Annotated in this window: 20 protein-coding genes and 1 pseudogene; 13 read left to right on the top strand and 8 right to left on the bottom strand. The window is 66.2% G+C overall.

Going from position 1 to position 26,164, the window contains the following annotated elements; genetic code table 11:
* Nucleotides 1–43 precede the first annotated feature (43 nt).
* The gene (locus QF050_RS04520; protein WP_308929358.1) at nt 44–1,336 is read right to left on the bottom strand and encodes a PLP-dependent aminotransferase family protein; all 1,293 of its coding nucleotides are present in this window, start codon (nt 1,334–1,336) and stop codon (nt 44–46) included.
* 139 nt (nt 1,337–1,475) lie between these two features.
* Nucleotides 1,476–2,033, bottom strand: a complete 558-nt coding sequence (locus QF050_RS04525; RefSeq protein WP_308929359.1) for an NADPH-dependent FMN reductase — start codon at nt 2,031–2,033, stop codon at nt 1,476–1,478.
* 120 nt (nt 2,034–2,153) lie between these two features.
* On the opposite strand from QF050_RS04525, the gene QF050_RS04530 reads away from it, so the two are divergent.
* The 6 genes and pseudogenes from QF050_RS04530 to QF050_RS04555 all read left to right on the top strand — a co-directional run bounded on the left by QF050_RS04530 (nt 2,154) and on the right by QF050_RS04555 (nt 10,264).
* Nucleotides 2,154–2,765: a TetR/AcrR family transcriptional regulator gene (locus tag QF050_RS04530; protein WP_374121500.1), complete on the top strand. Its 612-nt coding sequence runs from the start codon at nt 2,154–2,156 to the stop codon at nt 2,763–2,765.
* A gap of 354 nt (nt 2,766–3,119) precedes the next feature.
* Entirely contained in the window at nt 3,120–4,103 is a 984-nt protein-coding gene (locus tag QF050_RS04535; protein WP_308929360.1) for an ABC transporter permease, read from the top strand.
* 2 nt (nt 4,104–4,105) lie between these two features.
* Nucleotides 4,106–5,095 (top strand): ABC transporter permease, encoded by a 990-nt coding sequence (locus QF050_RS04540; RefSeq protein ID WP_308929361.1) that lies wholly within the window; start codon nt 4,106–4,108, stop codon nt 5,093–5,095.
* Nucleotides 5,092–7,330 (top strand): annotated as a pseudogene (locus tag QF050_RS04545) (dipeptide ABC transporter ATP-binding protein). The gene QF050_RS04540 and the pseudogene QF050_RS04545 overlap by 4 nt, the downstream one beginning before the upstream one ends.
* A 51-nt stretch (nt 7,331–7,381) precedes the next feature.
* Nucleotides 7,382–9,097 carry an ABC transporter family substrate-binding protein gene (locus QF050_RS04550; protein ID WP_308929362.1) on the top strand — a complete coding sequence of 572 codons (1,716 nt, stop codon included), beginning with the start codon at nt 7,382–7,384 and terminating at the stop codon, nt 9,095–9,097.
* Nucleotides 9,098–9,190: 93 nt separating this feature from the next.
* A complete protein-coding gene (locus QF050_RS04555; protein WP_308929363.1) occupies nt 9,191–10,264 on the top strand; it encodes a Gfo/Idh/MocA family oxidoreductase in 1,074 nt (357 codons plus the stop codon).
* A 145-nt stretch (nt 10,265–10,409) separates the two neighbouring features.
* On the opposite strand, the gene ald is transcribed toward QF050_RS04555, so the two are convergent.
* Nucleotides 10,410–11,528 carry an alanine dehydrogenase gene (gene ald / locus QF050_RS04560; RefSeq protein WP_308929364.1) on the bottom strand — a complete coding sequence of 373 codons (1,119 nt, stop codon included), beginning with the start codon at nt 11,526–11,528 and terminating at the stop codon, nt 10,410–10,412.
* A gap of 234 nt (nt 11,529–11,762) precedes the next feature.
* Between ald and QF050_RS04565 the strand changes: the two genes are divergently transcribed.
* Nucleotides 11,763–12,983, top strand: coding sequence for a helix-turn-helix domain-containing protein (locus tag QF050_RS04565; RefSeq protein WP_308929365.1), 1,221 nt, complete (start codon nt 11,763–11,765; stop codon nt 12,981–12,983).
* Between the two features lie 17 nt (nt 12,984–13,000).
* Here QF050_RS04565 and QF050_RS04570 read toward each other — a convergent pair whose 3' ends face one another.
* The 3 genes from QF050_RS04570 to ptsP are packed head-to-tail and all read right to left on the bottom strand — an operon-like array spanning nt 13,001 to nt 15,983.
* The gene (locus tag QF050_RS04570) at nt 13,001–13,819 is read right to left on the bottom strand and encodes an alpha/beta hydrolase (RefSeq protein WP_308929366.1); all 819 of its coding nucleotides are present in this window, start codon (nt 13,817–13,819) and stop codon (nt 13,001–13,003) included.
* On the bottom strand, nt 13,819–14,241 hold the full coding sequence (locus tag QF050_RS04575) for a helix-turn-helix domain-containing protein (protein ID WP_308929367.1): 423 nt from the start codon (nt 14,239–14,241) through the stop codon (nt 13,819–13,821). Before QF050_RS04575 ends, QF050_RS04570 begins: the two co-directional genes overlap by 1 nt.
* Nucleotides 14,242–14,297: 56 nt before the next feature.
* On the bottom strand, nt 14,298–15,983 hold the full coding sequence (gene ptsP, locus QF050_RS04580) for a phosphoenolpyruvate--protein phosphotransferase (RefSeq protein WP_308929368.1): 1,686 nt from the start codon (nt 15,981–15,983) through the stop codon (nt 14,298–14,300).
* A gap of 160 nt (nt 15,984–16,143) precedes the next feature.
* Here ptsP and QF050_RS04585 point away from each other — a divergent pair, with 160 nt between their 5' ends.
* The 6 genes from QF050_RS04585 to QF050_RS04610 all read left to right on the top strand — a co-directional run bounded on the left by QF050_RS04585 (nt 16,144) and on the right by QF050_RS04610 (nt 22,674).
* Entirely contained in the window at nt 16,144–16,872 is a 729-nt protein-coding gene (locus tag QF050_RS04585) for a TetR/AcrR family transcriptional regulator (protein ID WP_308929369.1), read from the top strand.
* A gap of 88 nt (nt 16,873–16,960) precedes the next feature.
* Nucleotides 16,961–19,024, top strand: a complete 2,064-nt coding sequence (locus QF050_RS04590) for a PTS mannitol transporter subunit IICBA (protein ID WP_308929370.1) — start codon at nt 16,961–16,963, stop codon at nt 19,022–19,024.
* Nucleotides 19,024–20,187, top strand: coding sequence for a mannitol-1-phosphate 5-dehydrogenase (locus QF050_RS04595; protein WP_308929371.1), 1,164 nt, complete (start codon nt 19,024–19,026; stop codon nt 20,185–20,187). Before QF050_RS04590 ends, QF050_RS04595 begins: the two co-directional genes overlap by 1 nt.
* A 261-nt stretch (nt 20,188–20,448) precedes the next feature.
* Nucleotides 20,449–20,940, top strand: coding sequence for a GNAT family N-acetyltransferase (locus QF050_RS04600; RefSeq protein WP_308932098.1), 492 nt, complete (start codon nt 20,449–20,451; stop codon nt 20,938–20,940).
* 41 nt (nt 20,941–20,981) lie between these two features.
* The gene (locus QF050_RS04605) at nt 20,982–21,419 is read left to right on the top strand and encodes a MarR family winged helix-turn-helix transcriptional regulator (protein WP_133832347.1); all 438 of its coding nucleotides are present in this window, start codon (nt 20,982–20,984) and stop codon (nt 21,417–21,419) included.
* Nucleotides 21,420–21,447: 28 nt separating this feature from the next.
* Nucleotides 21,448–22,674 (top strand): MFS transporter, encoded by a 1,227-nt coding sequence (locus tag QF050_RS04610; RefSeq protein WP_308929372.1) that lies wholly within the window; start codon nt 21,448–21,450, stop codon nt 22,672–22,674.
* Between the two features lie 79 nt (nt 22,675–22,753).
* Here QF050_RS04610 and QF050_RS04615 read toward each other — a convergent pair whose 3' ends face one another.
* On the bottom strand, nt 22,754–24,196 hold the full coding sequence (locus tag QF050_RS04615) for a sugar porter family MFS transporter (protein ID WP_308929373.1): 1,443 nt from the start codon (nt 24,194–24,196) through the stop codon (nt 22,754–22,756).
* Between the two features lie 199 nt (nt 24,197–24,395).
* Nucleotides 24,396–26,060 (bottom strand): MDR family MFS transporter, encoded by a 1,665-nt coding sequence (locus QF050_RS04620; RefSeq protein ID WP_308929374.1) that lies wholly within the window; start codon nt 26,058–26,060, stop codon nt 24,396–24,398.
* Between the last annotated feature and the right edge of the window lie 104 nt (nt 26,061–26,164).

A 26,164-nucleotide genomic window follows, 5' to 3' on the forward strand; every position in this document is an offset into this window, starting at 1 on the left:
TGCATGCTCCTTTGCTCGGTTTTCGGCACTCGTGAGCCTTACGCTACAGCGCCGCAATCGCTTCCTGAAGCACCGGCGCCAATCGGCGGACTCCCTCTGCGATGGCGTCCGGGGGAACGGCGCTGAAGGCGAGCCGCAGCTTGTTGGACGGCTCGTCCGACGGCGTGAAGGCGGCGCCGGGAATGAACACAACGCCGGCGTCGATCGCTTTGTGCAGCAGCGGGTAGGTGTCCACGCCTTCAGGCAGCGTCACCCAGACGAAGAAGCCGCCCTGCGGGCTGGTCCAGGTGGCTCCGGGCGGCATGTACTCCCTGAGGGCGGCCAGCATGGCCTGGCACCGTTCGGCATACAGGGCGCGGTAGGTTTCGATCTGGCCTTTCCAGTCGTACTCGCGCAGGTACGCGGAGACCAGCATCTGGTTCAGGGCCGGCGGGCAGAGGGTGACGGACTCGGCGGCCAAGTAGTAGCGCCGCTGCAGGTGTTCCGGGACCAGGGCCCAGCCGATCCGCAGGCCGGGGGCGAAGATCTTGGAAAACGAGCCCAGGTAGATGACGTCGTCAGGATTGGCGGCGCGCAGGGGTGCCACCGGTTCGCCCTCAAAGCGGAGGAGTCCGTAGGGGTTGTCCTCCAGGACCAGAACATTCGCCCTGCGGCATATATCGACCACCTGCTGCCGGCGCTCCCTGGCCAGCGTGATGCCGGAGGGGTTGTTGAAGTTGGGGATCGTATACAGGAACTTGATGCTTTTGCCTGCGAGTTGGAGGGCCGCGATCCGCGCCTCCAAAAGCTCCGGGACCAGGCCATACTGGTCCATCTCCACCGTCTCCACCTGGACCTGGTAGGCCTCAAACGTGTTGAGCGCCCCAACGTAGGTGGGGTCCTCCACAAGTACCACGTCGCCGGGATTGCAGAAGAGCTTGGTGGCCACGTCCTGCGCCGACTGGGAGCCTGCGGTAACCACCACGTTCTGCGGTTTTGCATCGAGGATGCCTTCCGCGGCCATAACCTCGCAGATCTGCTCCCGGAGCTCTAAGGTGCCCTGCCCGGCCCCGTACTGGAGTGCCGTCAGTCCGTCGTTGGCGATGATCGAGGCCGCCGTCGCTGCCAGCCGGTCCAGCGGGAGCGACTGCAGATAGGGGCTGCCGCCGGCCAGCGATACCAAGCCCGGACGCAGGGAAATGTCGAAGACATCCCTGACGGCCGACTGGCGGATATTTGCCGCCCGTTCGGAGAACAGCTCCTCGTGGCGGTGTGCCGAGGTGGCGGCACGTTCAATCGCGTCGATGGCCTCCGCGGGCAGCGTGCCGGCGGAAGCGTCAAGTGTTTCGTGGGTCACAGACCCAGAATACAGCCGACTGTTGCTCCAAGGGCAACATTTGTTGATTCCTTATTTACGCCTTCGTTGGCACCGGCGCCCCGGAGACGCCGGCGCCCGGCACGTCTGGCGCGTGCCGGGCACCACGTGGCTAACTGCCCTAGGCTGCCGGGGTGGAAGCGGCGAGGGAGTCGAAGATGCCCTTGATCTGCTCCACAACCTCCGCGTCGTCCTTGGGGTGGATTTCGGCGAAGCGGACCATGGAGCCCGGCACCGCGAGCTTGACGTCTTCCAGGATCCGGGCACCGGCGATGCCCGCAGCCTTGCGCGCCTCATCCTGGGCCCAGACGCCGCCGTACTGGCCAAACGCGGTTCCGACGACGGCGGTCGGCTTGCCCGTCAGCGCGCCGGCGCCGAAGGGGCGGGACAGCCAGTCGATGGCGTTCTTCAGGGATGCCGGAACGGTGCCGTTGTGTTCCGGGGTGACCAGCAGGACGGTGTCGGCCTCGGCGGCTGCGGCGCGCAAGGCTGCGGCTGCGGCCGGCACCTGGCCTTCGACGTCGATGTCCTCGTTGTAGAAGGGGATGTTGCCCAGGCTCTCGTGGATCACGACATCCACCTGCTCCGGCGCGTTGAGCTGGATCGCTTCCGCCAGCTTCTGGTTGGTGGACTCGGCGCGGAGGCTGCCGACGAGGGTCAGTACTGTGCTCTTGGTCATGGAAACTCCTGGCTAGGGGCGCGGCGGGGGCCGCGATCGGTCAAAGGTCAGGCTCAGGGAGCCTTCACCCAGCTAAACGGACCGCAGTCCGGTTATATTCCCCGCGGCTACACTGGCTTTGTGAGTTCCATCCCAGTGCGGCCGGGAATGACACCGGTGACGGCCGCGGAACGCAGCGACGCTGCCCGCAACCGGGAGCGCCTCCTGCTCGCTGCCCGCGACCTGATCGAGCAGGGCGGTGCCGCCGCGCTCACCATGGACCGCCTGGCGGAGCATGCCGGCGTGGGCAAGGGCACGGTCTTCCGGCGTTTCGGCAGCCGTGCGGGACTCATGCTGACCCTGTTGAACGACTCGGAGGCCGCTTTCCAGGCCCGCTTCCTGTTTGGCCCGGCGCCCCTTGGGCCGGGCGCTCCGCCCCTTGACCGGCTTATTGCCTTCGGTGCCGAACGGATCGCCTACGTCGTGGAGTACGGGGACCTGGTCCTGGCGGCCGGGAACGCCTCCCGGGGCAGGTTTGAAGTCCCGGCCGTGGCCCTGTGGAACCGCCATGTTGAGATGCTGCTGCGCGCCGGGGGCGTCGAGTCCCGGGAGCCCGGGCTGCTGGCTGGTTCCCTGACGGCGACCCTCGACCCCGAGCGGCTCCTGCACCTCATCCGCGAGCATGGCGTCACGAGTGAGCGCCTGGTTGCGTCGTGGCGCGAACTTGTCACACGCGTGGCAGGCGGAGCGTAGATTACGCGGTGGAATGCGCTGACGTCCAGTCAAGCCAACTTCACAGAACTATTCATAACGATCTGATACGGCCCACGGTATTTCGGGGGATTACAGCTCTTCCGGGGTTGTGGCTTGTGATAGTTTCCTCTGGAATGTGACCCGCAACATAGTCCAATAGGACGTGCCCCCAAAGGCGGCGGGAGGTCAGCTATCCGCTGGCCGCAGGTCCCGGGGAGGCCGGCACAACCCGTGCTCGTCCGGGGAAGACGGAAGGATCCAGCAGTGATGGTTGATGTGGGCGGCATGGCATACCAGCGGACACCGGAGTGTTCCTCCGTCCAGCACCCGGCGGTGCCAAAGAAATAGCCCCCCATGCTCAAATACCTCGCCAAGCGCGGCATCACGTACGTGGTGATGATCTTCCTCACCACCTCAGCCGGTTACTTCCTGGCGGTCAGTTCGCTCAAGCCGGCACTCCTGGAGCAGGAGCGAATCCCCAGGCCCACTCCGGAGCAGGTTGCCAACTCCATGCGGCTCAAGGGCCTGGACCCGGACCTCAGCCCGTGGGAGCGTTACGTTGACTGGCTTACCGGCATCGTCACCCGCTGGGACTGGGGCCGGAGCCCCAATGGCGCCTTCATCAACGCCGAGTTCGGGGACCGAGTGTGGATCTCCGGCCGGCTCTTCCTGGCCTCGATCATCCTGACCCTGGTCATCGGCGTCGCGCTTGGCGTGTACTCGGCGTCGCGGCAGTACAAGTTCCAGGACCGGGTCATCACGTCCTACAGCTACCTCGCCTACATCGTGCCCGCACCCATCGCCTATTTTCTGGTGCAGCTGGGGGCCATCAACATCAACGAATCAGTCGGTGATCGGCTCTTCTTCGTCACGGGTATCTCCACCCCGGGTGTTGCCCCTGGCTGGCCACAGTTCACCGACCTGCTGGGGCATTACGTGGTGCCGACAGTGGCCATCACCCTCGTGGGCTGGGGGGCCTACCAGATAGCCCAGCGGCAGTACCTGCTGGACAACGTGAACGCCGATTTCGTCCGTACCGCCCGGGCCAAGGGCCTGAGCCGGAACCAGGCCATCGCACGGCACGCGCTCCGGGTTTCCTTCATCCCGGTGGCCCAGAGCATCGCCTTCACCATTCCGGCCATTTTCGCCGGGGGCTTCTTCGCCGAAAAGATCTTCGCCTGGCCCGGCGTCGGTTCCTGGAGTATCGACGCTATCTCACTGCAGGACGTCAATGCCGCCACCGCCACGCTGGCCTACGGCTCCGTGATCTTCGCCCTGGGCGCCATCCTGGCGGACTTCGCCACCACCCTTGTTGACCCGAGAGTGCGGGTGCAGTAGCCATGACCAACCTGAACGCCGTTGACCCGGCAGCCGTGGCGCAGGACGCGCACCTGGAAAGCGCCGACATCGTCATTGGCAAGTCCACCATCATCCTCCGCCGGTTCCTGCGCAACAAGACCGCCGTGACGGGCCTTGCCATCTTCGTTGCCCTGACCGTCTTTTCGTTCATCGGGGGATTCTTCACCCAGTGGGACAAGGAGGCGATCGACCCCTTCAATATCGGGATGCCGCCGTCCGCCGAGCACTACCTTGGCACCTCGCAGGCGGGTATCGACCTGTACGCCATGACGGTCGAAGGAACCAGGATCTCCATCCTGATCGGCCTGGTGGTGGGGCTGGTGTCGGTGCTGATCGCCGCCGTCTACGGCTGCACCATGGCCTACTTCGGCGGCAAGGTGGACAAGGTCATGCTGTTCATCCTGGAGGCGCTGATCATGATGCCGGCGCTCCTGGTGGTGGCCGTTGCCACCAGCGGCGGAGGGGCGGGCCTGAAACGCGACCTCCCCTCATGGCTGCTGCTGATCATCGTGCTGCTCGTGTTCAGCTGGATGGGAACCGCCAGATTGATCCGGTCCATGTCCATGTCCCTCATGCAGCGTGACTTCGTCAAGGCGGCCCAGTACATGGGCGTCCCGCCGCGCCGGATCGTGTGGCGGCACCTGGTGCCCAACATCGGCTCGCTGCTGATCCTTGACATTACCCGCGGCGTCACCGCGGCCGTCCTGGCCGAGGTAGCCTTCTCCTTCATCGGCATCGGCATCAAGGTCCCCGACGTGAGCCTGGGCGTGCTGATCGGCCAGGCCACCTCCCAGGTCTCAACCTTTCCCTGGATGTTCTGGGTGCCCTTGACCGTGATGTTCCTGCTGACCGGCTCCCTGGCCATGATGAACGACGGCCTGCGCGACGCCTTTGACCCCAGCTCCACCTCCAGCGGCAAAACCAAAAAAGCCAAAGCCCGGACTATCCGTGCGGAGAAGAAGGCGCCATGAGCAGCGAAACCACCACCGGAGCCACGGACCCGTCACGTTCAACCGTGGAGCGCCTGCAGGTGGCAGGGCTGCACGCCCCCGGTGACGCCGTCCTGTCCGTCCGTGACCTGAACGTCCGCTTCAATACGGAAAACGGCGTTGTGCACGCCGTCCGGGGCATCGATTTCGACCTGCTGCCCGGCCGCACCCTGGGAATCGTGGGTGAATCGGGTTCCGGCAAATCGGTCACGTCCCTGGCCATCATGGGCCTCCTCGCGCCGACGGCGGAGGTCACCGGGTCCGTCCGGCTCAAGGGCCGCGAGTTGCTGGGACTGAGCGATAAGGCCATGTGCAAGTACCGCGGCAACGATCTCGCGATGGTCTTCCAGGACCCGTTGTCGTCCCTCACCCCGGTGTTCACCGTGGGCACCCAAATCATCGAAGCGCTCACCATCCACAACCCCGCCATGAGCAAGAAGGCCAAGGAAGCCCGCGCCGTCGAACTCCTGGCCATGGTGGGAATCCCCAGCCCCAAGGACCGGCTCAAAGCCTTCCCGCACGAATTCTCCGGCGGCATGCGCCAGCGCGTCATGATCGCGATCGCCATCGCCAACAACCCGCGCGTCCTGATCGCCGATGAGCCGACGACGGCACTGGACGTCACCATCCAGGCCCAGGTCCTCGAGGTGCTGCACAAGGCGCAGGAGGAGACCGGGGCCGCCGTCGTCATGATTACGCACGACCTCGGCGTCGTGGCCGGAATGGCCGACGACATCATGGTCATGTACGCAGGCAAGCCCGTGGAAACCGGGGCCGTGGACCACATTTACTACAACCCGCGGATGCCCTACACCATGGGCTTGCTCGGGGCTGTCCCGCGCGTGGACGTGGCAGAGAAGTCCTCGCTCGTCCCCATCGAGGGGATGCCGCCGAACCTGCTCCACAGCCCCACCGGCTGCTCGTTCGCGCCGCGCTGCCCCCTGGCCTCGGATGCCTGCCTGGACGGCGAACCCGCCCTGGCACCGGTCGGCGGCGACGGGCTGCACCGCGCCGCCTGCATCAAGTCCGAATCCCTCGGCGGCACGGTGGACGTGCACGACGTCTTCGCCGCTCCACCGGTACCCGTCTCCCGCTTCGATGCCATCCCGCGGGCGGAACGGGCCACCGTCCTTCAGCTCACGGACGTCCGCAAGCACTTCCCGCTGACCAGGGGCGCCCTGATCAAACGCAGGATCGGCACCGTCAAGGCGGTGGACGGCCTGAGCTTCGACATCCGCGAAGGCGAATGCTTCTCCATCGTTGGCGAATCCGGCTCGGGAAAGACCACCAACCCTCCTGGAAATCATGGAGTTCCACCCGGACCAGGACGGCGAGGTGGTGATCGGCGGCTTGAGCAACAAGCAGGCGGCCGACGCAAAGACCAAGGGCAAGATGCGCCGCGAACTCCAGATGGTCTTTCAGGACCCCACAGGTGCCTTGGATCCGCGCTTCACGGTCTACGAGGTTCTGGCCGAACCATTGCAGAACGCGGGAATGGACCGGACGGCCATCAAGAAGCGGATCATGGAACTGATGAAGCTCGTGGGCTTGCAGCCGGACCACGTCAACCGTTTCCCCAACCAGTTCTCCGGTGGCCAGCGGCAACGGATCGGGATCGCCCGCGCGCTGGCCGTGAACCCCAGACTGGTGGTTTTGGACGAGCCCGTCTCCGCCCTGGACGTATCGGTCCAGGCCGGCGTCATCAACCTCCTGGACCAGCTCCGCGCGGAACTGGGCCTGAGCTACCTGCTGGTTGCGCACGATCTGTCGGTGGTGCGCCACATTTCCAACCGCGTGGCCGTGATGTACCTCGGGAAGATCGTGGAGGTCGGGGCTGTGGACCGGGTTTTCGACAACCCCCGCCACCCCTACACCCGTGCACTCCTGTCCGCCATCCCGGTGCCCGATCCGCAGCTGGAGCGGACCCGCGAACGCATCATCCTCCAGGGCGACCTGCCGTCCCCGCTGCAGGCACCCAAAGGCTGCAACTTTGCCACCCGCTGCCCGGTCTTCGCCGCACTGCCGCCCGCGAAGCAGGAAAAATGCCTCACCCTCGAACCGCCCCTGGAAGCCGCGGCACCCTCGGCGGCAGTGCAGGCCCTGCAGCAGGCTCCCGTGCCTGCGCCGGACCAGCAGTTCGCCTGCTTTTATCCGGACGGGGAAATTGATGAGGACATGCTGGTGGTCCATGAACCGGCGGACCACCTTGCGCCCTAGGATTTTTTCGACACACCCGCACCACCACTCGCACCAATCGAAGGGAAAACCATGAGGAAACTGAACAGGATCAGCGGGGCAGCAGCCATTGCTGCCGCCCTGACGCTGACGGCCTGCGGCGGTGGCGGTGCCAGCGGCCCCGAAACGGCCAAGGGGCAGGAGGCAGGCAGCGACCTGTCCAAGCTGATCAGCATCAATGAGAAGCCGGCAGCCGACCTCCAGCAGGGCGGCAAGGTTACCCTTCCGCTGGGCAACATCGGGCCGGACTTCAATGGTTTCTCCAACAACGGCAACAGCGCTGACAACTCGGCCCTGCAGATCCCCATGAACCCGGTGGCTATGAACAGCGGCGGCATCGGCGGCTGCTGGAAGGTGGACTTCAAGGGCAAGGTCACCCCGAACACCGATTTCTGCGAGTCGGTGAAGAGCGAGGTGAAGGACGGCAAGCAGACCATCACCATCGAGGTCAACCCCAAGGCCACCTACAACGACGGCACCCCGATTGACGTCAAGGCCTTCAAGAACACCTGGAACATCCTCAAGAGCCCGGATGCCGGTTACGACATCGTCAGCTCCGGAGCCTACGAATTCGTTGACTCCGTTGAGGCCGGCAGCAGCGACAAGGAAGTCATCGTCAAGACGTCCCGCCCGGTCTTCCCGGTCGATTCGCTGTTCTTCGGACTGATCCATCCCGCCGTCAACACCCCGGAGATTTTCAACGAGGGCTTTAACGGCAACATGCACCCGGAGTGGATGGCAGGCCCCTTCAAGCTGGACCAGTACGACACCGCGGCCAAGACCGTCACCCTGGTTCCGAACGACAAGTGGTGGGGCCAGAAGCCGGTCCTGTCAAACGTGACCTTCCGCCAGCTGGAAACCAGCGCACAGATCGCCGCCTTCAAGAACGGTGAAATCGATGCCATGTCCGCCAACACCATCTCGCTGTACAAGCAGCTGGACGGCACCAAGGATTCAGACATCCGCCGCGGCCAGCGCCTCTTTGCCGGTGGCCTGAACCTCAACGCCCAGCGCATCACGGACGTCAACGTCCGCAAGGCCATCTTCGCCGCCGTAGACCGCGAGGCACTCCGCAAGGTCCGCTTCAACGGCCTGAACTGGGAAGAGCCCAGCTCCGGTTCCATGATGCTGCTGCCGTTCTCCGAGTACTACCAGGACAACTACCCGGTCAAGGAAACCGGGCCGGACGCCGCCAAGAAGGTCCTTACCGACGCCGGCTACACGGCCAACGCCAACGGCATCATGGAGAAGGACGGAAAGCCCGCCTCCTTCAAGATCAGCAACTTCGGTGACGATCCCACCACTCTCGCCGTGGCCCAGACCCTGCAGAAGCAGCTCCAGGCCGGCGGCATGGATGTGGGCATCGACCAGCGCGCCTCCGCCGACTTTGGCAAGGTCCTGGGCAGCCGTGAATTCGACCTGAGCATCTCCGGTTACACCGTGGGCCCGGATGCCACCGACGCCGTCAAGCAGTACTACGACTCCAAGACCAACGAGAACAAGCTGGGTGACGCCGATCTGGACAAGAAGATCGCCGACCTCGCCTCCATCGAGGACAACGCAGCGCGCAACAAGGCTGCCATGGACGTGGAGAAGGAGCACATGGCGAAGTACTTCTCCATGGGCGTGGTCTTCAACGGCCCGCAGATCTCCTTCGTCCGCACCGGCCTGGCCAACTACGGCCCGTCGCTCTTCCAGAGCACCTCGCAGGTCCCGGACTGGACCACCATCGGCTGGGAAAAGAAGTAACCAGCCCGCAATCCGCTCGAAAAGCCGGCACCCCTGGTCACCAGGGGTGCCGGCCCCGTTTAACGGTTCGCACCCCCGGGTAGCGTAGCTTCCATGACCGGAACTGAAGTCGACCCCCGCACCATCCGCACCGCCGTCGTCGGCTATGGGCTGGCAGGGTGCGTGTTCCACACCCCGTTGCTGGCAGCCAACGGCAGCTATTCGCTGGACATCATTGCCACGTCCGACGCCGGGCGGCAGGCGGCTGCCTCATCCCGGCTTCCGGGGGTGGACGTTGTGCGCGACGGCGCCGCCGTCCTGGGGCGGGCAGCTGACCTTGACCTGGTGGTCCTGGCGACGCCGCCGGAGACGCACTTTCCGCTGGCCAAGGCGGCGCTGGCGGCGGGGCTGGACGTGGTGGTGGACAAGCCGTTCGCCGTGACCAGCGCGCAGGGGCAGGAGCTCGTTGACCTGGCGCGGCAGCTGGGTCGGGTATTGACGGTGTTCCACAACCGGAGGTGGGACGGCGATTTCCTGACGCTGCGGAAATTGCTGGACGTCCGGGCCTTGGGTGAGGTGGCCAGGTTCGAGTCCCGGTTCGAGCGCTGGCAACCCAGTATTGCCAAGCCCTGGAAGGCGCGGGCCACCGCCGCGGACGGGGGAGGGGTCCTCTTCGACCTGGGCAGCCATCTCGTTGACCAGGCGCTGCAGTTGTTCGGCCCCGCCGCGGTGGCTCACGCCGAGCTGACGGCGCGGCGGTCCGATGAGCGGGCGGATGATGATGTCTTCCTGGTCCTGCGTCACGATTCCGGCGCGACCAGCCACCTGACCATGAACATGCTGTGCGCGCAGCAGGGGCCGCGCTTCCGGGTGCTCGGTTCCGTGGGTGGGTACACGAAGAACGGGGTGGACCCGCAGGAGCCCTACCTTGCCGCCGGTGGCAGCCCCCTGGATCCCGGGTATGGGCAGGAAGCGCCGGAATGGGCAGGGCTGCTGGGCCGTGACGGCCACTTGGACCGGCTCCCCACCGAACGCGGAGCCTACCCGGAGTTCTACAGCATCCTGGCGGACAAGATCCTCGACGGCGGCACAGCGTCAGCCCTGCCCCTCCCCGTAAACCCGGAAGACGCCGTCGAGGTCCTGAGAATCATAGAAAAAGCCCGCGAACTGGCCACACAGCGGACTTAACGTTTGAACGGCAGCCATCCAGAAAGCGTGCTCCCCACCAGCACCCTAACCTCGCAAGCTCGGTCAGGGAACCCTGCTGGCGTGGGCCCAGGCGACGAAGGAGCAGCACGCGTTGGATGACTGCCGTTCAAACGGCTAACTGGGGCTAGGCCGAGACCAGTTCGTGCCAGTCGGAAACCAGGGGCAGGTTGTGGGCCTCGGACACGGAGTGGTGCGCCACGTGGCCGGCGGCGATGTTGAGCCCGGCGGCGAGGGCAGGGTCGCGGTCGAACGCAGCCTTGACGCCCAGGTTGGCCAGGGACACGGCGTAGCGCAGGGTCACGTTGGTCAGCGCGTACGTGGAGGTGTTGGGCACGGCGCCGGGCATGTTGGCCACGCAGTAGAAAATGGTGTTGTGCACCTTGTAGGTGGGTTCCTGGTGCGTGGTGGGGTGCGTGTCCTCGAAGCAGCCGCCCTGGTCCACGGCGATGTCCACCAGGACCGAGCCGGGCTTCATCCGTGCCACGAGGTCGTTGGTGACCAGCTTGGGGGCCTTGGCGCCGGGGATCAGGACGGAGCCGATCACCAGGTCCGCGTCCACCACTGACTTTTCGATCTCGTACTTGTTGGAGGCAACCGTCTTGAGTCGGCCCTGGTACTGGGCATCGAGTTCGCGGAGCCGGTTGATGTTGATGTCCAGGATGGTCACGTCGGCACCCAGGCCCAGGGCCATGGCGGCGGCGTTGGTTCCGGCCACGCCGGCGCCCAGGACAACCACCTTGGCGGGACGGACGCCCGGGACGCCGCCCAGCAGCACGCCCTTGCCGCCGGCCGGAGCCATCAGCGAGGTGGCGCCCACCTGGACTGACAGGCGTCCGGCGACCTCGGACATCGGGGCAAGCAGCGGCAGGGTGCGGCCTTCCTGCACGGTCTCGTAGGCGATCGCGGTGACGCCGGAGTTAATGAGTTCCTGCGTCAGTTCCGGCTCGGCCGCGAGGTGCAGGTAGGTGAAGAGGATCAGGCCCTTGCGGAAGCGGTGGTATTCGGCCTTGACCGGTTCCTTGACCTTCATCACCATGTCGGCACGGGCCCAGACGTCGTCGGCCTCATTGACGATCTCGGCGCCGGCGATCGCGTATTCCTCGTCAGTGATGCCCGAGCCCAGGCCGGCCCCGCGCTCCACCAGGACGGTGTGGCCGTGGGTGCGGAACTCGTGGACGCCGGCAGCGGTGATGGCCACGCGGAATTCGTTGTTCTTGATTTCTTTGGGGACGCCGATGATCATCGTCTGCTCCAATGTATGGGGGCCGATAGGCCGGAAAAGCGGAAGGAATTTCGTGTTTCAACGATAAATCCGGTTGTGAGCCAGCTGACATGTTCCACCTGACCGACGTGCGGCAAAACCGCGAAATGACGCGGATTTTACGGTGTTTAGCTCGACAAGTGTCGAGTCCTGGAGCGTCATGTGTCGCCTCATGTCCGTTAGTCCTGTGCAGCGCCCAAGCAGTAGTGTTGGCGCATGCAGCAGCAGGGTGTGGAAGAGCTCGTCGAGCAGGTGGCGCAGAAGCTGGGACGCGGCCTCTCCCTCGAGGACCTGGACGGCCTGCTGCTCGCCTACAGCTCCAACCAGTCCCACGCCGACCGCGTGCGGGTGAATTTCCTGCTGAGCAAGAAGGTTCCGGCGGACGTGAGCGCATGGCAGCTCTCCCACGGCATCGCCACCGCCGTGCGGCCGGTGGTGGTGCCGGCCAACCCGGACCTGGGCATGCTGGGCCGGGTCTGCGTTCCGCTGATGGTGCGTGGCTTCCGCGTGGGGTACCTGTGGGTGCAGCAGGACTCGGCGGAGGAAAGTCCGACGGCGATACTCACCCAATTGCCGGGCGTCAACCACGAGCTTGAGCTGCTGTCGGGGCTCCTGCTCGACTCGAACACGGCGGAATCCGAATTCCGGCGGGGCCGGGAGCGCGAGTTCCTGGCAGCCTGCGCGGGGGAACCCAATGCGGTGGCTGCGGTGGCTGGCTGGAAGGAAGTCCAGGGCCGTGGCCCCTGGCAAATGGTCACCATCCTCGATGCGGACGGCTGGGCCAGCGGGCCGGACCCCATCGCCTCCGCCCTGATCCACCGTTCAACGGCGCTGCAGGCAACGGTGGGGGTGGACGCTGCGCTCTTCAGTGCCGGCACCGAAACCCACTCGGTGGTGCTGTTCCGCGAATCGACCGGGCGGGCCAACCACGCCCAGGTGCTGGTGCACTACCAGCTGGAGCTGGCCAAGCGCTCGGGCCGGCCGGTCCACCGGATCATCCTGGGGATCAGCGAGGGTTTCGCCAGGACGCGCCAGCTCGCGGAGGCCTACCGGCAGTCCCGGATGGCAGCCCAGGCGGCCGCCGTCGATCCGCAGCTGGGCGAGCTGGTGGACTGCCGCGCCACCGGCGTCTACCAGCTGCTCGCCTCGGCCGGTGGGGGAGTCGGGGCGTGGGCGGACTCCGGGTCCGTGTACTTCCGGATGCTCGAGGATCACGACCGCAACGGCGAGCTCATTCCCGTCCTGGAGCTGCTGTATGACAATGACGGCTCGGTCCAGGACGTGGCCACCCGGCTTCACCTGCACCGCAGCAGCATCTACAACCGGCTGGGGCGGATCCGGCAGTTGCTGGGGGTGGACCCGCTGAAGGGATTGCCCCGGTTGGAACTGCATGCCGCGCTCAAGATGCGGCGCTGGGCGGCAAGGCCCAGGATCTGACGCCGGAAGATCCGGGGTTACCGGGAGGCGGCCCCTGCGAAGGACCGGATGGCGTCCGCCACCTGCTGCGGGCGCAGGTGCTGGACCACATGGCCTGCCCGCGGTATTTCCACGAAGCTTCCCTGCGGTACGGCTTGGGCGAGCCGAATGCACCACTCCGGCCCGGCCACTTGGTCGTGGTTGCCGCGGAGGACCAGGACGGGCACGTTGATGCCGGCCAGCCGCAGCTCAGTGGGGTAGCCCATCATTACCGGCACTTCGGTGAAGTACCAGCGCGGTCCGCAGCGGAGGTAGTCGGTGAAGACGATCCAGTTGGATGAGGCATTTTCCCGGAGCATGGCGTCCAGGAAAAGAGCCAGGCCCTGCCGCAGGACGCTCCGGTGCCGGGAGTCCACCACAGGCCCCATCAACACCAGTTGCAGCGCTCGTTCCGGTGCGTAAAGCGCGGCCTCGATGGCGAACTGCACGCCCATCGAGTGTCCCACCAGGATGTAGGAGTCGATTCCGGATGCCTTCAATGCCTGGGCGATGAAGGCGCCGTAGTCCGCTGCGGACAGCTGCCTGCCGGGCTTGGGTCTTCCGGCGAAGCCCGGCAGGTCCAGCGCGTAGGTGGGGGCGGCGGCCAGTTCGCAGTGGAGGCGGCGGAGGTAGCGGTGGGAGACGCCGATGCCGTGGATGAGCACGTACGCCGGTCCGGCGGGATTGCCGGCGGCCTGTTTTCCGGGCGGGGGTGTCCCGTCAGCCCAAAGCAGCCTGCCCTTCAGGCCATTGGCCTCCACCTCGGCTCGGTGCAGCCTGACGTCTTTCCGGCTCCACCGCCCAAGGGGAAACCGCACTACTCTGCCTGCCCGGCGGCGTCCCGGGCGGCATTGTCCTGCTGGCGCTTCTGGTCCTCATGCTTCTGGTGTTCCAGCCACGCCATGATGTCAGCCTGCCGGATCCGGCGGTGCGAGCCGCGGTACTCCACCGGAATCTCGCCGCGGTCCGTCATGTTCCGCAGGTAGGTGTGCGAGATCCCCGCCAGTTCCGCCGCCTGGGAAGTGGTCAGCATTTCCTCCACGCTGCTCACCGTCACCGTTTCGCCGCGTCCCAGCCGTGCAAGGAGATCCACGACGGCGTCCCTCGCCTGCGCGGGCAGGCGGTGGACGGTGCCGTCCACGAAGACGGTGATGTCGTTGCTGTCCTCGAGTGCGCGCGCAAGGCTGCCGGCCTCGCCTGCGGGCAGGCCGGCCGTAACGCGGGGGGCTATCAATGCCATGGACGTAGCCTATCCCGCGTACGGTGCGTTCCCGCTGGCCGGTCAGTTCCTCCGGATCAGAGCCCCAGTTCCTCCAGGACCGGCAGTTTCTCCCGCACCCACGCCCGGGCTTCCGTGGCGCTCGGCGCGGAGAGGGCCAGCTTTGCCAGTTCCTGGGCTTCGGAGAGGGTCACTGTCTTCAGGACGGCGGCCACCGCCGCGAGCGAGCGGGCGGTCATGGACAGGGTGTTCACCCCAAGGCCGGTGAGGACGACGGCGAGGGCCGGGTCCGCGGCAGCCTCACCGCAGACGCCTACCGGCTTGTTGTGGCCTTCGGCCCTGGACCCTTCAACCGTGAGCCCGACGAGGCGCAGGACCGCGGGCTGCCAGGGGGTATTGAGGTTGGCAAGGGGGCCGAGCTGGCGGTCGGCGGCCATGGCGTACTGGGTCAGGTCGTTGGTGCCCAGGCTGGCGAAGCCCACTTCGCGGAGGATCGCTTCGGCGGTGAGGGCGGCGGACGGGACCTCCACCATGACGCCGGGGGTCTTGATGCCGGCGTCTGCGCACATGGAAGCGAAGCGCGCGGCTTCCTCGGCCGTGGAAATCATGGGGGCCATGACCCAGACGTCGGCCTCGGACTCTTGCTGGGCCAGCGCGATGGCTTCCAGCTGCCGGTCCAGGACGCCGGGGGTGGTGAAGTCGGTGCGGTAGCCGCGGACGCCCAGGGCCGGGTTGGGCTCCGTGGAGTCGGTCAGGAACGGCAGGGGCTTGTCGGCCCCGGCGTCCAGCGTGCGCAGGACCACCTTCTTGCCGGGGAAGGCATCGAAGACGCTCTTGTAGGCCGCTGCCTGTTCCTCCACGCTGGGTTCGGTATCGCGTTCCAGGAAGCAGAACTCGGTGCGGAACAGGCCCACGCCCTGCGCTCCGAGTTTGGCAGCGGCTTCGGCGTCCTTGCCGCCGCCCACGTTGGCGAGCAGCGGCACCAGGTGGCCGTCCGCCGTCGTGCCCGTGCCGTTGAACTCCGCCAGCAGCGACGCCGTGGCGGCCCACGCCTCGGCTGTAGCCCGGAGGGTCTCATCCGGTTCGGACGTGATGTTCCCGGCCGCACCGTCAACGTACACCTCGGTGCCGTCCGCGAGTTCGTCCACGCCGACGGCAGCAACCACGGCGGGCAGGCCCAGGGACCGGGCGATGATGGCGGTGTGGGACTGGGGGCCGCCGCCTGCGGTAACCAGTGCCAGGACCTTGTTGGGGTCCAGGGTGGCGGTGTCGGCCGGCGCAAGGTCCTCGGCCACCAGGACGAACGGGGTGTTGGAGGCCGGGATACCCGGCGCGGGAACACCGCGGAGCTCAGCGACGATCCGGGCGCGGACGTCCAGGACGTCCGTGGCGCGTTCGGCCATGTAGCCGCCCAGGTTGTGCAGCATCTCGGAAACCGAGGAGCCGGATTCCCAGATGGCGCGTTCGGCGGAGGTTCCGCGGGCCACAAGCTTGGCGGCCCCCTTGATCAGCATGGTGTCCTTGGCCATCAGCGCGGTGGCTTCCAGGACTGCCTTGCCATCACCCACGGCATGGGAGGCCCGGTCCTTCAGTTCGTCGTGCACGGCCTGCGCGGCAGCTTTCAATGCGGCGGTGGCTTCATCGGCAGTGGTGTCGGCGGCCAGCTGGTCGCCGACGGGCGGCTCGCTGATCGGTTTGGGCATCTGGCGGATGGTGCCGATGACGCGACCTGGACTGACGCCTACTCCTGGGAAGTTCTGCACTGAAGGTCCTCATTCTCTGCCGGTAGACAGGCCCGCCAAGTTCTCCGGCGCCGTGCCGGGTCCGCCGGTGGACTGCTACGTCCAGGGCGGGAAACGTGCCTGAAAAAATTGTATGTGATTCAGTTCATATAGCAACGCTATAGGTGCTAGGGTAGCGGTTATGAGTTTGGATGGCCAGCTTCCCCCCAAAATGCGGCTGCTCCGCGCAGCCGCGGAGTTGCTGGCAAATTCCGCGGGGGCGCCGGTGTCCACCCGCCAGATCACCCAGCTGGCTGGGGTATCGGCGCCAACGCTGTACCACCACTTCGGTGACAAGGAAGGTCTGTTCGACGCCGTCGTCGCCGCAGGGTTTGAGGAATATGTCGCGGGCGAAAGGGATTTTGCCCCTTCCGGACAGCCGATTGAGGACATCCGGAGAATGTGGGACAACCATGTCCAGTTCGGACTGAACCAGCCCGAGTTGTACCTGGTGATGTTTGGCAACATCCGCCCGGAAAGCCGGCCTGCCATCGTGGCGGACGCCGAGGCGCTGATGGAGGAGATGCTGAACAAGGCAGCGGCTGCGGGCCAGCTGAACGTCCAGCCCAGGGAGGCGGCCAGGTCAATCCTGGCGGCCAACGTGGGCGTGACGTTGATGCTGATTGCGGAGTCCGTCGCCGAAAGGAACCTCGAATTGTCCACCATGACCCGGGACGCCATGATCTTCGCGGTGTCCGCCGAGCCCGCCAGCGGCTCCGCCGGGGGCAGCACCGGGAAGTCCTCGGTGGTGGTGGCAGCGATCGCCCTGAACGCCGCACTTCAGGCTTCGCACTCTGACCAGCTTTCGAGCTCGGAACTCAAGCTCTTCCTCGAATGGCTGCACCGGATCTCCACCAGCGCCGCCGGTTAGGCCCCAATCAGCGCATTACCCAGCACTACGTCGTCGTAATCATTCGGACCATCCTGCGGAGCAGCAGGAATGACGGTTAGGAAATCACATGGCAACAGAGACAGTTGCAAAACCCCGCACCAGCGCGCGCGTGCACGTCCAAAAGTTCGGGACATTCCTGTCCGGCATGATCATGCCCAACATCGGTGCGTTCATCGCCTGGGGCATCATCACCGCCCTCTTCATCGAGAAGGGCTGGCTGCCGGTGCCGCAGCTGGGTGGTTTCGGCGAGACCGACGGGAAGCCCAACATCGGCCTGGTGGGCCCGATGATCACCTACCTCCTGCCCCTGCTGATCGGCTACACCGGCGGCAAAATGGTCTACGACGTCCGCGGCGGCGTGCTGGGTGCCATCGGCACCATGGGCGTGATCGTCGGTGCCGGCATCCCCATGTTCATCGGCGCCATGATCATGGGCCCGCTGGGCGGCTGGACCATGAAGAAGATCGACATGCTGTGGGACGGCAAGATCCGCCCCGGCTTCGAGATGCTGGTCAACAATTTCTCCGCCGGTATTTGGGGCGCCTTGCTGGCCCTGTTGGGCTTCTATGGCATTTCGCCGCTGGTCACCGCTTTCAGTGAGCAGGCAGGCAAGTTCGTCGAGTTCCTGGTGCAGAACGGGCTCCTGCCGCTGACCAGCATCTTCATCGAACCGGCTAAGGTCCTGTTCCTGAACAACGCCATCAACCACGGCGTGCTCACGCCGCTGGGCGTGCAGCAGTCGCTGGAGCAGGGCAAGTCCATCCTGTTCCTGCTCGAAGCCAACCCGGGCCCCGGCCTGGGCCTCCTGCTCGCGTACACGTTCTTTGGCCGCGGCGCCGCCAAGGCATCGGCTCCCGGCGCAGCCCTCATCCAGTTCTTCGGCGGTATCCACGAGATCTACTTCCCGTACGTCCTGATGCGCCCGCTGCTCATCCTGGGTACGATCGCCGGCGGCATGACCGGCATCGCCACGCTTGCCGTCACCAACTCGGGCCTGGTGGCCCCGGCCGCGCCTGGCTCCATCTTCGCCGTGCTGGCGCAGACCTCCCGCGACAGCTACTTCGGCGTGATCCTCTCCGTGGTGCTGGCGGCCACAGTCTCCTTCCTGGTGTCTTCCGTCATCCTGCGAACCACCAAGCACAGCGATGAGACGGACCTGTCCGACGCCACCTCCCGCATGGAGGAGATGAAGGGGAAGAAGAGCTCGGTTGCCTCCACCCTGACCGGTGCCGGCGCAGGAGCCGCAGCGGGTGCCGCTGCCGGCCGCCGCGGCGGAGTAGGCGTCCTGGCAGGCCCGGTGCGCAACGTCGTGTTCGCCTGCGACGCCGGCATGGGCTCCAGCGCCATGGGCGCCTCGGTGCTGCGGAACAAGATCAAGGCCGCCGGGTTCCCCGACGTCAAGGTCACCAACGCCTCCATCGCCAACCTCACCGACAGCTACGACGTCGTGGTCACCCACCAGGACCTCACCGAGCGTGCCAAGCCGGCCACGTCCAGCGCCGTGCACTATTCGGTGGACAACTTCATGAGCAGCCCGCGCTACGACGAGATCGTGGAGCTGGTCCGCGAAAGCAACACCGAGCGCGGTGACACGGCCGACGCCGGCGCCACCCACGGTGCGCACGCCGCCGATGCCCCGGTGGATGCTGCGCCCGCTGCCGCGGCAGGAACCGCGGCTGCGGCTTCCGCTGCCGGAACCCCCGAGATCCTGGCCCGGGAGAGCGTGGTCCTGACCGGTTCGGCTACCACCCGCGACGCTGCCATCGACGAGGCAGGCCGGCTGCTGCTGGCCCGGGGCGCCGTGGATGAGGGCTACATCGCCGCCATGCACGAGCGCGAGGAGTCCGTGTCCACCTACATGGGCAGCTTCCTGGCCATCCCGCACGGCACCAACGCCGCCAAGGACCACATCCGCAAGTCCGCGGTGTCCGTGATCCGCTACCCGGAAGGCATCGACTGGAACGGCAAGGAAGTGAAGTTCGTGGTGGGCGTCGCAGGCATCAACAACGAACACCTGCACATCCTGTCCTCCATCGCCAAGGTCTTCACGAACAAGGAGCAGGTGGCACGGCTCGAGGCTGCCACGTCCGAGGATGAAGTCCTGGAGCTCTTCGGAAAGGTCAACGCTTAATGAAGGCAGTACATTTTGGCGCCGGCAACATCGGCCGCGGCTTCGTGGGCCTGCTCCTGCATGAGGCCGGCTACGAGGTGGTGTTCGCGGACGTGGCCGAGGAACTGATCACCCGGCTGGCGGCTGCGGACAGCTACGCGGTGCACGAGGTGGGCGAGAACCCTGCCGTGCGGACGGTGGACAACTTCCGGGCGCTGAACTCCAACGCCCAGGAAGCTGAGCTGGTCGCGGAGATTGCGACGGCGGACATCGTCACCACGGCGGTGGGTCCGCACATCCTGAAGTTCGTGGCGCCCGTGATCGCCAAGGGCATCGTCGCCAGGGTGCCCGGCCGGGCACCCCTGCAGGTGATGGCCTGCGAGAACGCCATCAACGCCACGGACATCCTGGCCAAAGAGGTGGCCGCCCAGCCGGGGGCCGCCGCCGGGGCCCTGGACGGGAAGGCGGTGTTCGCCAATACTGCCGTAGACAGGATCGTGCCCAACCAGGAACCCGGGCAGGGCCTGGACGTCACCGTGGAAACCTTCTACGAATGGGTCATCGACCGGACCGCCTTCGGCGACGCCGCACCGGCGATCCCCGGTGCCACATTCGTGGACGACCTCTCGCCGTACATCGAACGGAAGCTGTTCACCGTGAATACCGGGCATGCCTCCGCGGCCTACCTGGGTTTTGAGGCGGGGCTGGAAAAGATCTCCGACGCCATGGCGGACCAGGATGTGGCCGAGGACGTCCGGGCGGTGCTCGAGGAGACCAAGCAGCTCCTGGTGGCCAAGCACGGTTTCAGCAACGACGAGCAGGAAGCCTACGTCCAGAAAATCCTGGTCCGGTTCTCCAACCCGTACTTGCCGGACACCGTCAACCGGGTGGGCCGGGCGCCGTTGCGGAAGTTGAGCCGCCACGAGCGCTTCATCGGCCCGGCGGCGGAGCTGGCGGAACGCGGCGTGGTGCCGGAGGCCCTGCTGGGCGCCATCGCTGCCGCGCTCCGCTTCAACGACCCCGCCGATGCCGAGGCCACCGAGCTGGCGGAGATCCTCGGCACCGCAAGCCCGGCTGACGCCACGGCCCGGATCACCGGACTGGAACCGGACCATCCGCTGTTCAGCGCCGTCGCCACTCTCGTGGAGGAGCGGCAAGCGGAACTGGCCGGCACCCCCGCCTGAAGCACCCCCTGGCACGCGCCATAACAACGACGCCGGCACTTACCACTTCATTCCAGTAGTGGGTGCCGGCGTCGTTCGTCTTGCTGCGCCCATGAGACGCCCGCTCACCTTTGGCAGCTTTTCCCCGAACCCCCGCTCACCTTTTGCGTGTTTTACCGCAACGCCCGCTCACCTTTGGCAGGGTCCCGGTTCCCCCAAACCCCCGCTCAGATCTTGTGCCAAGCTGGGCAGGTGACCGATACCCAAAGCGCCGTGACTCCTTTGCTGACCGCCGACGTCGACGGTGGTACGTTCCGCCTCCGCCACGCCACCCCTGCCGACCTCCCGGCCATGGTGCGGCTGCTCGCCCACGACGCCTTGGGTGCCAGCCGCGAGACCGCGCGGGACATGGAGCCCTACCAGCGCGCTTTTGATGCGATCAACGCCGACCCCGCCCACCTCTTGATCGTTGGCGAGACTGTTCCGCCGGGGGACCAGACTGGGCCGGTGGTGGCCACCTTCCAGCTCAGCTTCCTCCCCGGCATCTCCCGGCAAGGTGCGTGGCGCTCGCAGCTCGAAGGCGTCCGCGTGGCTGCGTCCCTTCGGGGGCAGGGCCTCGGAAAGCTCATGGTGGGCTGGGCCATCGGGGAGTCCCGGCGCCGCGGCTGCAACCTGATGCAGCTGACCACGCACCACAGCCGCTCCGCAGCGCACCGGTTCTATGAGCAGCTGGGCTTTGAGGCCAGCCATGTAGGGATGAAGTTGACTCTCTGAGGCTTGACTGTTAGGCACCCTAAATGTTAGGCTACCTAACGATGAACGACGATAACGCACTGCAGGAACTTGCCAGCGGGTTCCGCGAAGCCCTCCGCCACAGCGTGTACCTGGTCCGGCGCCTGGACGCCGACGGCGAACTCAGCGCCGCCCAGCTCAGCACCCTCAAGATGCTGCTCGACGAGGGCCAGCGCGTCGGCGAGATCGCCCGGAACCTCGGGGTCCGTGTCCCCAGCGCCACCGAGCAGATCATCAAGCTCGAACGTGCCGGGCTGGCCCGCCGCGAGCCGGACCCCAACGACTCCCGCGCCGTCCGGGTGATCCTGACCCCCGAAGGCCGGGACGCCGTCGACTCCGCAAACCGGCGCCGCAACCAGGTAATGGCAGGCATCCTGAGCACCCTCAGCGACCAGGACCGCAAGGCCCTGGCGGACGCGCTGCCGGTCATCGACAAAATCAACGCTTCCCTCCAGAACTGAACCAGTGACGAATTTAGGAGCACCCTCCATGGACGGCCAGCTCGCAGAAACCCTGCCGGCACCAGAAAACACCTTGCAGGCTGAAAAGGCCTCATTCCTTAAGCAACCGAAGGCTGTGTGGGCCACCGCGCTCGCCGCAGTGTTCGCCTTCATGGGCATCGGCCTGGTGGACCCCATCCTCCCGGCCATTGCCACAAACCTCGATGCCAGCCCCAGCCAGGTCTCGCTGCTGTTCACCAGCTACTTCCTGGTCACCGCGCTGGCCATGCTGATCACCGGGTTTGTCTCCTCCCGAATCGGCGGCAAACGGACCCTGCTGATCGGCCTGGCCGTGATTGTCGTCTTCTCCTCGCTCTCCGGCCTGTCCGCCAGCGTCGGTGAACTGGTGGGCTTCCGCGCGGGCTGGGGCCTGGGCAACGCACTGTTCGTGGCCACGGCCCTCGCCGTGATCGTGGGCGTGGCCAGCGGCGGCGCCGGTACCGCGATCATCCTCTACGAAGCCGCCCTGGGCCTGGGTATCTCGCTCGGCCCGCTCTTGGGCGCCCTCCTGGGCGGCTGGCAGTGGCGCGCACCGTTCTTCGGCACCGCCGTCCTCATGGCGGCCGCCTTCGTCGCCCTGATCGCCCTGCTGCCCAAGACGCCCCTGCCCGAGCGAAAGGTCCGCCTGCGCGATCCCCTGCTGGCATTGGGCCACAAGGGACTGCGGACGACGGCGGCGAGCGGCCTGTTCTACAACTACGGCTTCTTCACCATCCTGGCCTTCACCCCGTTCATCCTGGGCATGAACGCCTACGGAATCGGCGGCGTCTTCTTCGGCTGGGGCGTGGCCGTGGCCGTCTTCTCCGTCTTCGTGGCACCGCCGCTGCAGGCCCGTTTCGGTGCCGTCAAGGTACTGGCCGGCACCCTGTTCCTGCTCATGCTGGACCTGGCCGGGCTGGGCCTGGCGGCGGGGCACTCGGTGCCGGCCGTCGTCGTCCTGGTGATCGTTGCCGGTGCCCTGCTGGGCGTCAACAACACCATTTACACCGAACTGGCCATGGGTGTCTCGGATTCGCCCCGCCCCGTGGCGTCCTCCGGCTACAACTTCGTCCGCTGGATGGGCGGTGCGCTGGCCCCGTTCGCGGCGGCGCAGCTCGGTGAGCACTTCGGCCCGCAGGTTCCGTTCTTCGCGGGTGCGGCGGCCATGGTGGTCGCCATCCTGATCGCCCTCGGCGGCCGGGCCTACCTCTCCTCGCACGAACCGCACGTGGTGTAAGCGGCCGGACAACAAGCAAACCCTCCATCACGCCAGGTGATGGAGGGTTTGGTGTCTTCCGGCGAAAGCTGAAGGGGCGTTACGAGGCCTTCTTGGACCCCTTGGGCACGAACAGCGTCTCGGCCTGCTCCAGGGACATCCCGTTGGTCTCCGGCACCTTGAACATCACGAAGAAGAAGGACGCGGCCGCGAACAGCGCGTACATGGCGTACGTCAGGGGCAGCGAGCCGGCGGCCATCACCGGGAAGCTGAGGGTGATCGCGAAGTTGGCCACCCACTGCGCGGCAGCGGCCAGGCCCAGGGCCCGGGCACGGATCCTGGACGGGAAGATTTCGCCCAGGAGCACCCACACCAGCGGCCCCCAGGACGCGCCGAAGCTGATCACGAACACGTTGGCTGCCACCAGTGCCACGGGACCCCAGGCGCCCGGCAGGGTGATGTTCTCGCCGCTGCCCGTTGCCGAGGAGAACGCGAGGGCCATGGCGCCCAGGGAGACGGCCATTCCCACGGACCCGGCGAGGAGGATGGGGCGGCGCCCAACACGGTCCACCAGGGCGATGGCCACCAGGGTGACCAGGATGTTGGTGACCGCCGTTGCCACGGAGATGGCCAGGGAGTCCTTCTCCTGGAATCCGACGGCCTTCCACAGCGTGGTGGAGTAGTAGAAGATCACGTTGATCCCCACGAACTGCTGCAGCACGGACAGGATGATGCCCACCCAGACCACGGTCTGCAGGCCGAAGGTCTTGCCGCGGAGGGAACCCTTTTGGCCGGCCAACTTGTCTTCCTCGATGGCTTCCCGGATGTCGCGGATGTGCCGGTCGGTGTCCTCGGCGGGTGCAATCGAATCGAACACCTTCCGGGCCTGGTCCTCTTTGCCCTGGAACACCAGGAAGCGCGGGGATTCAGGCAGCGTGAACGCCACCCAGCCGTAGACGATGGCGGGGACGGCGGCGGCAAGGAACATCCACCGCCAGGCTTCGATACCGAGCCAGAACGACTGGTCTGCGCCGCCGGCGGTCGTGGCCAGGAGCGCATCGGAGAGCAGGGCTGCGAAGATGCCGGTGGTGATGGCCAGCTGCTGCAGGGACGCCAGGCGCCCGCGGACCTTTCGCGGTGAGATCTCCGAGATGTAAGCGGGGGCGATCACGGACGCCAGGCCGATGCCCAGGCCGCCCACCAGGCGCCAGAAGATCAGGTCCCAGACGCCGAAGCAGAAGCCGGTGCCCACGGCGCTGACCAGGAAGAGCAACGCGCCAAGCTTCATGGCAGGGATACGGCCGTAGCGGTCGGCCACTTTGCCGGCCAGGAAGGCCCCGGCGGCGCAGCCCAGCAGGGCGATGGCAACGGCGAAGCCGGTCACGGCCTCGGACAGGGCGAATTCTTCCTTCATGGCGTCCACGGCGCCGTTGACCACGGATGAGTCGAAGCCGAAGAGGAATCCACCCACCGCCCCCGCGAGCGCCAGCCAGATCACCCGCCGCGGTATCCGGGTGGTTGTCTGCTCCTGTGCAGTGGGCATGGTTCTCCCTGGTGTTGGGGGTTTATGGATGCGGTGCGGACGTCGTCGGCTGCGGTACCGGCAAAAAGGGCCGGCGCACACGCGCTAAACAGTGTGGCACGTCACCGCCGCAGGTTCCACTTGGCCCCCCGGCTCCGGAACGCAAAACGACGACGGCGGGCCGTGCCGCCGTCGTCGTTTGTTCCCTGCGCTTCCGGGTCTAGTGGGCCGGGATCTGCATGTCGTCCTTGTCCTGGGGCGAGGCCTTCTGGTCCGTCAGCTTCTTGCGGGGCAACGCGAAACTGATGAGGAACGCCAGTCCGGTCAGCGCTGCCGCGGTCAGCATCACGGTGTCGATCGAAGTGGCGAAGCCTTCGGTGATGGGCCTGGTCAGGGTGGTGTTGGCGGTGTGCAGCCAGCTCGTGTCATTCAGCGAATCGTTGGAGGCGCCGTTCTTGAAGAAGTCGTACAGCTTGGCGTTGGCGGGATCGGAGGCGACGGCAGGGTCCTTGAGGACGGCCAGGTAGGCGGGGTCCGTGGCGGCGCTCTTCATGCCGTCAGCGATCCGGCTGGCTGCCAGGCTGAAGAGCATGGAGATGAACACAGCCGTTCCCACGGCGCCGCCCATGGAGCGGAAGAAGGCCGCCGAGGAGGTGCCCACGCCCATGTCGCGCGGCGGGACGGAGGTCTGCATGGCAAGGGTGAGGGGCTGCATGCAGAAGCCCAGGCCGACGCCGAAGAACACCGCGATGAGCCCGGGGACCCAGAGTCCGGTGTCCACGCCAAGGGAGAAGCCCATCACCAGGGCGGCGGCGGTCAGGATGCCGGTGCCCATGATGGGGAAGATACGGAACGTCCCGGACGCCGAAATGGTGCGGCCGGCGGTGATGGAGCCGAACAGGATGCCCACCGTGAAGGTGATCATCATCAGGCCGGCCTGGGTGGGGGTGAGGCCCTTCACCAGCTGGAGGTACATGGGGAGCATGGCGATCGCACCGAACATGCCGATGCCGATGATGAAGTTCAGCAGCGAGGACAGCCCGAACGTGACGTTGTGGAAGAGCCGCAGCGGGATCAGGGCGTAGTCGCCGGCCCGCTTTTCGGCGAGCAGGAACCAGGCAATGCCCACCACACCCAGGCCATAGCAGAGGAAGGAGTTGACCGAGGTCCAGCCCCAGGACCGGCCCTGCTCGGCCACCAGCAGCAGCGGAACGATGGCCACCGTGATGGCCGCGGCACCCCAGTAGTCGATCTTTTGCTTCAGGTGCTTGGCGGGCAGGTGCAGGAATAGGAACACCACCGTCAGGGCGGCGAGGCCGATGGGGATGTTGATGAAGAAGACCCACCGCCAGCCGTCAAAGCCCAGGATGTTGGCGGAACCGGCGAACGCCCCGCCCACCACCGGGCCCAGGACGGAGGAAATGCCGAAGACGGACATGAAGTAGCCCTGGAATTTGGCGCGGTCCTTGAGCGAGACGATGTCGCCGATGATGGTCAGCGCCAGTGCCAGCAGGCCGCCGGCGCCGAGGCCCTGGATGCCGCGGGCAATGGCCAGTTCGGTCATCGAGTGGACCGAGCCGGCGTACAGCGAGCCCACCAGGAAGATGAGGATCGCCGTCAGGTACAGCGGGCGGCGGCCGAAGATGTCGCTCAACTTGCCGTACAACGGGGTGCTGACCGTGGACGTGATCAGGTACGCGGTGGTGGCCCACGCCTGCAGCGAGAGCCCGTCGAGATCGTTGGCAATGGTGTAGATGGACGTTGAAACGATGGTCTGGTCAAGGGACGCGAGGAACATGCCCAGCATCAGGCCAACCATTACCGTGACGATCTGGCGTTGCGTCAGTGTTTCTCCGGCGCGGGGCGCGGCAGAGGCTTTAGACATGGGTTCTCCAGGGGAAGAAAAGGATATAAGCAGCGATAGTTGCTTTCAGTAACTATCTTACTCGCTCTTTTTATTCCCGGTTCCGCCAACTTTTGCCCCTGCCT

This window comes from Arthrobacter sp. SLBN-112 (assembly GCF_030944625.1).
GTDB lineage: Bacteria > Actinomycetota > Actinomycetes > Actinomycetales > Micrococcaceae > Arthrobacter.